Origin of the sequence: Endozoicomonas sp. ONNA1, from assembly GCF_024606325.1 — a bacterium.
Classification (GTDB): domain Bacteria; phylum Pseudomonadota; class Gammaproteobacteria; order Pseudomonadales; family Endozoicomonadaceae; genus Endozoicomonas_A.
In genome coordinates, this window is the sequence record NZ_JAHHPN010000641.1 from 1 (window position 1) to 1,032 (window position 1,032).

The 1,032-nt window shown below is 46.3% G+C and carries 1 protein-coding gene; it reads left to right on the top strand.

Translation table 11 applies throughout. The annotated features are described in order from the left end of the window. The coding region (locus tag KDK19_RS15005) for a hypothetical protein (protein ID WP_257288322.1) at positions 1-731 on the top strand (731 nt) is incomplete at its 5' end. Positions 732-1,032 lie beyond the last annotated feature (301 nt).

Sequence of the window (1,032 nt, forward strand, 5' to 3'; positions counted from 1 at the left end):
TTGGCTCAGCTTATCCATCGGATCCTGATTACTACATGGGTGACGTCTGGGGCAGTTATTGTACTGACGTTAATATGGTTCAGGGAGCATTTGGATTAATAGACAGAGAGCAGGCATGGGGGTGGATATTAGGTGATACCGGTGAACATGGCTGTGAATCTTCATTGGAGAAGACTTATCGAACAGGTTTTGCTTCAGTGAGCGCATGGTCTTCGGCAGATTTTGATGTTGCATGTAATTACGCTGTGCCAACAGCCATTTCATCTGCATCATCATTTTTGTCCGCTTCTTCTTCAGCCTCTCTTTATACAACCCAGGTGGCCTACACTTCATCCAAACTTATTACTGATGCAGATAATACGAGCGGTCCGGTTATTAGCATTGCTGGCACAGCTGAATTAAGAGGATTTGAAGTACCAGAAAAAACACCCACATGGGTGAAAGCATCCATAGGTGCTGGCCTGTTTCTTGGAGGGCTGGCTATAACTCAAACCTGGTTCCATTGTTCAAAACGTATCAAGCAGACTTGGATAAGGTATACCAGTCAGGCATTAGCTGCAACATTGGGATTGGGTCTTCCCGCACTTCAGTTGTTACCAAAATGTGTCTGCAGATTGAGGAGAGATACAGTCGATATTCCATTGAAGGAGCGCGATCTGCCGCAGTTTGTCATAAACTCATGGCTATTCGAGAGTACTCGGTCACACAATCCGGCAGCATCCGGCCAGTGATTCCAGTACATCCGGCCACCCCGCTGAGGCGGTGCCCGAATTTGAGTCTGAGTACTTCACGAATCTTGCGCATGGGCAGTCTCTACATGTTGCTACCCGCTCTTCCTTGACGAGGTCTCAAGTTATAGTTATGAATAGTCACAGGCTTGGCTTAGCGGTTGCTTTATTGTCAGCAATTTGCGCCTTCCCTTGTTATGCTTTCATTGCCGGTAGCTTAACGGGCAGTTCCGCATTTACAGAGTTTTCAAGTTGTTCAGAGTTAGTCAGTAGTGTTGATAGAGATGTGTGCAGTCATCATTTA